Source organism: Streptomyces sp. NPDC050422, from assembly GCF_044458665.1.
Lineage (GTDB): Bacteria > Actinomycetota > Actinomycetes > Streptomycetales > Streptomycetaceae > Streptomyces.
This window is the reverse complement of the sequence record NZ_JBITIE010000051.1, coordinates 1-6,749: the sequence shown is the minus strand read 5'-3', so window position 1 is coordinate 6,749 and position 6,749 is coordinate 1. Positions and strand designations below refer to the sequence as shown.

Below are 6,749 nucleotides of genomic sequence, written 5' to 3'. Positions count from 1 at the left end.
GACCCCAAACCGTTCACATGGACCAAGAGCGCCGACGAAATCCTCAACTCGTTATCGAAATATATTGCCAGGATTTCCGGCGCACGACACTAGCGGCCTTGCAGCAGGCAGCAGGCGAACGCACCCTCGACGACGCCCGCTCCCCAGCACGCACCCTGGCCTGGCGCGTACAACGGCTCTCGCAGAGGCCCGCTCCAAGCCGGCAAGCTCTGGCGACACAGGCACGCAGCACCGTCCTACGCCCCGTAGCTCTCCCGCAGCCTGCGGCACCGGCCACACCCACCGCTACCTCTCGTCCTCGGCGGAGGTGATCACCCGAGGGAAGACGCTCTCAGCTGGAGGGAGTCAAGTGGTTCTTCCCGACCGGAGCTGAGAGAGGGCCTGTGCCACCGGCAAGTCATACCGGTCCTTGTTCTGCTCCCAGAACGAGAGGACCCGAGCCGTGGCCTCGGCCATATCCGTAGGCAGGTCGGCCGCCCGGAGAGTATCGGCGACCTCTTCCATCTCGGGCGCCCAGCGCCAGGCCCGGGCAGCCACACTCGGCAGGTATTCCGGATCGGAGAGGATCGCAGAGACCATGATCTCGGCTTCAGCTGTGAGCTGGTCGCCGACTCCATGGGCGTGTGCGAGCGCGTGGGAGACCCCTGCGAGAGTACGAGCGGCCTTCTGGTAACTGGCGAAGGCCATCTTCAGGGCGGAAGCGGAACCGATGGCCTTGCCTGCCCGGCACACATCCAACGAAGAGTCCGCGAACAGCGACTCCACCAGGTCGACGGCGGAGCCGGCCCCTGCGAGATAGAGCCGTGCCGTACGCCCTTCACCTGGCGGCGGACCGAAGACGGCGCCGTCGACGACCTCGGAGCCGGGGCGGATCTCCTCCGCGATGCGCTGTACGCGCTGGGGACTGATGGCATTGACATCGACGTACGCCCCAGCGAAGGCGTGCGCAGCCACGGCCGCTGCCACGTCCTCCGCCGCCTGCGGTGGGCAGACCGAGAGAACGACCGCGCTTCGGGACAGCGCTTCCGCGAGCGAGTCACAAGCCGTGGCGGCGGCGGCGCTGGCTCGGCGCCACGTGTTCTCACTGCGTTCCTTGGGCACCCACAGCACCTCATGGCCGCCGGCGACAAGCTCAGCGGTGACCGCCGCGCCCATGGATCCCGGGTGCAAGACGGTCACGACGGTCACTGGCTGCCTCCGGCGAAATGCGACGTGGTGTGTTCCTCATCAACATGATCCGCTGCCGTAGAGCAGCAACAGCGGAGGACTCAGCACCTGGCTCGGACGAGCCGGTCGCCGATAAGGCGAAGTTCCCCCTGCCTCGTGTTGGCCCTTCATGGCGAAACAGGGAACCCGCCTGTGGCACCCCTGTCCCGGCAGCTCGTCTCACGCGCAAGCCGCGTCATGGGTACCGTGCTGGAGACGAACTCTGTACGGACAGACCGGCGATCGCGCCGGATCGTCCGGCGGCCGGGAGGTGTCCTGATGCTGGAGGAAGCCGAGGCGATCGGCAGGCGCGCTCGCAGAGCGAGACTGCGGTTGGGTATGCCGCAGGCCGACCTTGCGACGGCCCTGGGCAAGTCGCAGGGCTGGGTGTCGAAGATGGAGCGCGGCCTGATCGAGCTGGACAGGGTCGGGCTGCTCAACCAGGTGGCCGCGGAGCTGCATGTCCATCCGAACGACCTGATTGGGCGCCCGTACAGCAGTTCCCCCGACGACAACCAGTGGCAGGTTGCCGCCTCGTCGATCCTGCGCGAGCTGCGCCGCTACGACCTCGTCCCCGTTTTCGACGGGGCACCGCGGCCCGCATCTCAGCTGTGGCGTGAGGTAACCCGGCTGCACCGCCTGCGGGATACCGCCTCCAACGTGGCGATTCTCCGGGTTCTCCCGGACCTGTTCCGCGAGGCGCGTGCCCTGGCGGAAGAGTCGGAGGGGCACGAGCGGGAGGAGGCGTATGCCATCTACGCCGTGTGCTGCAAGTTCGCACACACCGCCGCCCACGCCCTCGGGCACCCCGAACTGGTCGCCATGGCGTGCGAACGGGCCGCATGGTCAGCCAGGTTGTCGGGAGATCCGGTGCTGCCCGCCGTCGCCGACTGGATGAGGGTCTGGGACATGTGGGCAACGGCTGACTGGGCCGACGCTCTGACGCTCTCGGACAAGGCGATCACCTCGGTGGAGCAGGAGTACGACCGTGGTGAGCCGCTGGCCGTGCGGGCGTGGGGCACGCTGCAGCTACGGGCTGCGGTCTCTGCCGCCCGAGCCAGCCGCGCCTCGGAGGCCGAGGACCGGATCGGACACGCGAAGGCTGCTGCCGAGCGCATGGACGCGTACGTCGGGGCACCGGTGTACGACCGGCATTCGTTGACGTTCTCCGCCGGGAACGTGCAGATCCACGCGATCAGCGTGGCTCTGGAGATGGGCAAGCAGGGCAAGGCGCTGGAGATAAACCGCCGTACCAGCCCGGGACTGGTGGGTTCGCTGCCCAACTCCCGTCAGGGACACCACCACATGGATGTCGCGCGAGCCTGGTTGTGGGACGGGAACCGGGGAAAGGCCCTAGCCGAACTGGAGACAGCCGAGCGGATCGCGCCCCAGCTCGTACGGAACCACCCCATCGCCCGTTCGACGCTTCGCAGCATCGTCTACGCGGAACGAGCAGCCACTCGGGAGAAGCTGCGGCGCATGTCCGACCGCTTTCACCTGGACGGATAGGGGTCGTATTCCTCCGGCTCATATTCGAGGGTTGCCCTGTCCCTAACTTCAGGGCATGACGCGACGACGGTCTCCCCACCTTCCCTCGCAGGGATCCCGGTTAGGTGCCGCAGCTCCCTTCGTTCCCCGGCTTGGCGACCTCGCCACCGACAGCGCCCGCGAGGACCGTGTGGGGGTCGTGGTCGCTCTCCCCGGTGAGGGCTCCGCCACGACCTACCACCTGCGCCCGCCCGGGGGCGGGACCCAGTGGTCCGCGCCCGCCGACGGGACGACGCTCAGGCCCGTGCCGGTGAAGGCCACCCACGCCACGCTGCTGGCCGGCCGGGACGCGGTCTACGACCCGAGGGCCCGGCAAGGGTCGGTTCCCGTCGAGTTCCACTTCGATGACGGCTCGACCCTCGACGGCGCGCTCATCCTCACCTCTGCCGAGCTGGAGCGGTTGTACGCGCAGACCAGCCGCCTCCTCGACGCCCACGAACGCACCCTCGGCGGCACCTCGTGACCGTGGCTCGGCGCCGCCATGCTCGAAACGCCGCGTCCAGAACCGCACGGTCCGGCCAAGGAGGCCGAATCGCGCTCACGTTCCTGGCCGTAGCCGGCCTGGTCGGCCCGGCCTGGGCACTGCGTGAGCACGCCGGCCCGCTCCTCGAAGGCGCTGGCCACCGGCCCTCCGCCGCCGCACCGGACGCAAACCTGCCCTCCGACCACTGAGGCCGTTCCCGGAACCAAGACCGTCTGCCTGCGCTCGGCCGCCGGGTCCCCCCACGCTGTTCTCTCGTCGAGCGGCGCTGAAGAACCGTCGCTCTCAGCGCGGCTTCGGCCGCCCGGAGCGGGACTGCCTGCACCCCGTCAGCCATCTGGAACATCCACGCGTGATTCTCCAGGGAGGGATCATGGACATCCCGTACGTCGTCATCGACCAGCTCATCCCCGACCAACAGCAGGTCTGGAACAAGTACTTCGGCAACGCCGATCGCCCCCGGTACATCGAGGAAGGTATCTGGCGCCGCACCCAGGAGAAGGCCACCGCCGGCCAGTCCGGCTGGGCGGCCTCCGACGATGCCCGGCGACGGATCATCCACTACCGCTACCGGTACGGCTTGGTGCCCACGACGGCTGCGCCGGCCATCGGCTTGACCGACCTGTACCTCTATCACTCCGCATCCGCCCCGGCCGACGAGATCGACGCACACCACGATGCTCTGTGGGATTCGCTCGCCACCGGTGGCTGGAAGGAGGCTCCCGGTGGATTCCTATGGACACGGCGGGATCTGAAGTGCCGGATCACCGAGCACGACGTCCACCCCCAGGACGCCGCTGCGGGCCGCGCCCTCCCAGCCGGCTACCGGAGCCTGGACGTGCAGATCGCCTCTGTGTCCTACGCGCCGCCGCCCGCTGTCCGGCAACTGCCGTGGAACGTGCTCTCCACCGGAATCCGGTTCAAAGACCGCCCCGGCACGCCGACCCGCGTGCCGGACCTGTCCGTCCTCGCGAACCTGCGACCGTTCCAGGTGGAGATCGGATGCGGTACGTCGGTCGAAGCGGGAATCCCGCCCCTGCACCGGCTCCACGAGATCTACCGGGTCACCGACCGCCAGGGCCACGAGCCGCGGGAGCACCGCTTCACCCTCTCCCCGACAGCGGACACACTCCTCCACGAGGTGCTGACGGAGCCGGAGGAGAAGACTGCGGAATTCGTGGAGATGTTCCGTGCCTGCTTCCTGGCCGAGCCGACCCCGGCCATGCGGGCGCTGAAGGAACTGAAGGACGCCGGGCACCTCGTCGGTCCGGTCATCACCAACAACTTCGACGTGCTCGCCGCGCGCGCCGGGCTCGACGAGTGCTTCATGCGCCGCTACGACCAGGCCGTACCCGACGTCGAGTGGGTCGACGGTGTCAAGGCACTCCTCGTCGTCGGCCTGCACGCGGACCGACGCAAGGTCCAGGCTCGCGCCCGTGCTCGCGGCATGCAGATCGTCTACCTGGATCCGGAGGGCTTCTGGCACGACGGCCAGTTCATGCCGTACCCGTTGGAGGGGCCCCAGGACGGCGATCTGGTGTGCCGGGCAACCGCCGCTGAGGCGCTGCCCGCACTCGTCAATCTCCTGAAACAGCACGCTGGTTGATTGACCTGCGCGAAGAGGGCCGCGCCGGGTGGTGACGCTAGCGTGACGCACCCGGCCGGCCCGGACTCCCCGGGCGGGCGAGAGGCAAGGAAAGGAGCGTCGATCCCATGCGCGTATCCGTCATCGGTTGCGGTCACCTGGGTATCCCCCACGCCGCTGCCATGGCCGAGATCGGCCACGAGGTCATCGGCGTGGACCTGGACCAGGCGAAGATCGACCGTCTCAACGCCGGCGAGTGCCCCATCTACGAGGAGGGCCTCCCGGAACTCCTCGCCACCCACACCGCATCCGGGCGACTGCGGTTCACCACCAGCCTCGCCGAAGCCGCCGAGTTCGCCGACGTCCACTTCCTCGCCGTGGGCACGCCCATCGACGCGGACGGACGGAGCTACGACACCGGCCAGGTCTTCGGCGCCGCCCGCGCCCTCGCCCCGCACCTGTCCCGCCCGACCCTGATCATCGGCAAGTCCACGGTCACCGTCGGCACCTCACGCGACCTCGGCGCTCTCCTCGCGCGTCTCTCCCCGGCCGGTGAGGACGTGGAGGTCGTCTGGAACCCGGAGTTCCTCCGCGAGGGCCACGCCATCGACGACACCCTGCGACCCGACCGGATCGTCGTTGGCGTCCCCTCGGTCCGCGCGGAGGACGCTGTACGCCAGGTGTACGCGCCCCTCCTGGCGAACGGGATCCCACTCTTCGTCACCGACCCCGCCACCGCCGAACTCATCAAGGGCGCCGCCAACGCCTACCTCGGCATGAAGATCTCCTTCATCAACGGCGTAGCCGACATGTGCACCGCCGCCGGAGCCGACGTCCAGCAGCTCACCGAGGCCATCGGCCTGGACCCCCGTATCGGCCGCGGCGGCCTCAACGCCGGCCCCGGTTATGGCGGCGGCTGCCTCCCGAAGGACGTCCGCGCATTCACCGCCTCCGCCCGCACCCTCGGCGCCACCGAAGCAGCAACCCTTCTACGAGCCGCCGAGGAGGTCAACGAATCGCGCCCCACCGCCGCACTGAAGCTCATCGAGCAGACTCTCGGCCGATCCGTCGACGGCGTACGCATCACCGTCTGGGGCGCCTCCTTCAAGGCCGGAACCGACGACGTCCGCGAATCCCCGGCCCTGGCGATCGCCGCCCTCATGCACCAGCGCGGCGCGACCGTCACCGTCCACGACCCACACGCCATGCCCACGGCACTGCGCCGGCACCCCGAACTCGATTACTGCGAAAACCTCGAAGGCTCCATCGCGGCAGCCGAGCTGATCGTCCTGGCCACCGAATGGCCCCACTTCCGCGAGGCCGACCCCAAGGCCCTCGCCCCACTGGTCGCGGACCAGGTCCTCGTCGACCTCCGCAACCTCATCGACGCCGACGCCTGGCGCATGGCCGGATGGACCGTACGCCAGCTCGGACGACCCGCACAGGAATAGCCGAACCCATCGACCCGGAGGTCCGCCATGGACACCCTGTGGGACAACATCGAGAAGCTCTCCGCTGTCTGCCGAGCGGCAGGCGCCCATCTCCCCGACGAGGAGCTCAAGGCTCTCCAGGTCGGCAAGGTCGCCGAAGAGGCCGGCGAGGCCATGCACGCCCTCCACGGCCTGAAGGGCCTCACCACCTGCGGCGACGACCACGACTGGTCCGAGGTTCAGAATGACCTGGTCGGTGCCGTCATCGCGGCCCTCCTGGCGATGCACTACATCGATGCCACTGGCGCCCGCGCCACCTTCGACGAAGTTCTCCACCGCCGGACGCGTAGGGGCCGCCAGGCCGTCCCATCGACCTAACCACCTCCGGGCCCACGGTCGACCGCGGGTGTGTCCAGTAAACGGCTGATCCTTTTCCTGTGGGTTCAGTTGGTGGCCGGGGTGAGCCGGCCTTCGAAGGCGATCTGGAAGGCGTTCAGCG

The 6,749-nt window shown here is 68.9% G+C and carries 6 protein-coding genes; 5 read left to right on the top strand and 1 reads right to left on the bottom strand.

Annotation, left to right across the window (positions count from 1 at the left end; all coding sequences use genetic code 11):
• Positions 1-345: 345 nt before the first annotated feature.
• Positions 346-1,188 carry a DUF1932 domain-containing protein gene (locus tag ACIBJG_RS38550; protein WP_399314988.1) on the bottom strand — a complete coding sequence of 281 codons (843 nt, stop codon included), beginning with the start codon at positions 1,186-1,188 and terminating at the stop codon, positions 346-348.
• Positions 1,189-1,485: 297 nt separating this feature from the next.
• Here ACIBJG_RS38550 and ACIBJG_RS38545 point away from each other — a divergent pair, with 297 nt between their 5' ends.
• The 5 genes from ACIBJG_RS38545 (at position 1,486) to ACIBJG_RS38525 (ending at position 6,628) form a co-directional block, all read left to right on the top strand.
• Positions 1,486-2,715 carry a helix-turn-helix domain-containing protein gene (locus ACIBJG_RS38545; protein WP_399314986.1) on the top strand — a complete coding sequence of 410 codons (1,230 nt, stop codon included), beginning with the start codon at positions 1,486-1,488 and terminating at the stop codon, positions 2,713-2,715.
• A gap of 55 nt (positions 2,716-2,770) precedes the next feature.
• Positions 2,771-3,217: a hypothetical protein gene (locus ACIBJG_RS38540; RefSeq protein WP_399314985.1), complete on the top strand. Its 447-nt coding sequence runs from the start codon at positions 2,771-2,773 to the stop codon at positions 3,215-3,217.
• A gap of 391 nt (positions 3,218-3,608) precedes the next feature.
• On the top strand, positions 3,609-4,841 hold the full coding sequence (locus tag ACIBJG_RS38535) for a hypothetical protein (protein WP_399314983.1): 1,233 nt from the start codon (positions 3,609-3,611) through the stop codon (positions 4,839-4,841).
• 107 nt (positions 4,842-4,948) lie between these two features.
• Positions 4,949-6,271, top strand: coding sequence for a UDP-glucose dehydrogenase family protein (locus ACIBJG_RS38530; RefSeq protein WP_399314981.1), 1,323 nt, complete (start codon positions 4,949-4,951; stop codon positions 6,269-6,271).
• 27 nt (positions 6,272-6,298) lie between these two features.
• Complete coding sequence (locus tag ACIBJG_RS38525) at positions 6,299-6,628, top strand: MazG-like family protein (RefSeq protein WP_399314979.1); 330 nt, start codon at positions 6,299-6,301, stop codon at positions 6,626-6,628.
• Positions 6,629-6,749: the final 121 nt, after the last annotated feature.